General features: G+C 54.4%; 2 protein-coding genes and 1 pseudogene. All 3 read right to left on the bottom strand.

Annotated features, from left to right (window positions below):
* Positions 1-91: 91 nt before the first annotated feature.
* Positions 92-430 (bottom strand): hypothetical protein, encoded by a 339-nt coding sequence (locus tag X744_RS139800; RefSeq protein ID WP_023763227.1) that lies wholly within the window; start codon positions 428-430, stop codon positions 92-94.
* 91 nt (positions 431-521) lie between these two features.
* On the bottom strand, positions 522-830 hold the full coding sequence (locus X744_RS1000000174285; RefSeq protein ID WP_023763226.1) for an ATP-binding protein: 309 nt from the start codon (positions 828-830) through the stop codon (positions 522-524).
* Positions 831-862: 32 nt separating this feature from the next.
* Positions 863-1,159 (bottom strand): annotated as a pseudogene (locus tag X744_RS1000000174280) (ATP-binding protein); the annotation flags it as partial.
* Positions 1,160-1,206: the final 47 nt, after the last annotated feature.

Raw genomic sequence — 1,206 nt, 5'->3', positions numbered from 1 at the left:
CAAATCTTCTCAGACAGGGACCTCCTCAGGCCAGACCCGCGCATCAGCTACCGCGGCAGCGGTTTAGTTCAATCCTGAATCTCAACAGGCCTTAGTCCATCAACAGCACCACAGCAGGATGCAGCTTCTTCAGATTCGGCAATGATTTCGATTGCCAGGGTATGTCGGGCGTTCCGCGCACGACCAGTCGAACATCGGGATGCTTGCGCACCTCGATGGTAAATTTCGCCAGCAGGTTGATGCCGGAAGAGTTGAGAAAGTGGAGGTCCTTCAGATTGAGCGTAATGGAAGCGGGATTCGAGGCAAGCACACTGGTCGCCAACGCCGTGACAGGCGCACCGGCGTCGGAACTGGCAAGCCGCATTGCACCGTCGAAGAAAATTTCGCTTCCTTCAGTCCATACGCGGTAGTCGTCTGTCTTGATTTCCATAGNGCATTGCACCGTCGAAGAAAATTTCGCTTCCTTCAGTCCATACGCGGTAGTCGTCTGTCTTGATTTCCATAGCCTGGCTTCGTTTCATTTAGTTGTGAATTTGCGAGATCGGAATGGAGGCATATGTCTCCACGCAAATCCGATCGCTTTCGTCGGCGGCGCTGAATATCCAAGCTAGGCGCGCACCGTAGTCACTCATCAACGTCAGCAATCCAAGTCCGGAGCCTCTTACGTCGGGGTTCGCGGCATTGGCTTCAATTCGCTGTATCAGCAGGTCCATGGGGTCGCCAACCGTGATGTCTGCCAGGAGACTTTGGAACTCGGACGCATCTTCACCATCGACGTCATTCGACACCTTGAGCTTGAAGCATTCCGAATCCATCGACGCCTCGATCAAGATCTCACCCGGTGCGCGAAACTTGACGGCANCACCTTGAGCTTGAAGCATTCCGAATCCATCGACGCCTCGATCAAGATCTCACCCGGTGCGCGAAACTTGACGGCGTTTTCGATGAGTTCGTTGACCAGATATCCAATGCTGTGACGCACTTCCATGTAGTCATTGCGGGACGACCGGAAGCGCAATGCGAAAAGATCGGCGATGAAGTCCGAGGTCGTGGCACAATGACGCCAACTCAAGTCGAGAGGTCCGTCGAACAGCCGCACGCGACTGACGCTCTCCTTCATCCCAGTTGCAACGTCAGGGGTCCCGAACAGCGTTGTCATGGCTATGTGTGCCTTATGATCACGAGGGTGATGTCGTCGTGGATCTT

It is taken from the genome of Mesorhizobium sp. LNHC252B00 (genome assembly GCF_000502955.1).
Lineage (GTDB): Bacteria > Pseudomonadota > Alphaproteobacteria > Rhizobiales > Rhizobiaceae > Mesorhizobium.
Note: the sequence above shows the minus strand (reverse complement) of the source record. Positions and strands in the feature narration are given on the sequence as shown.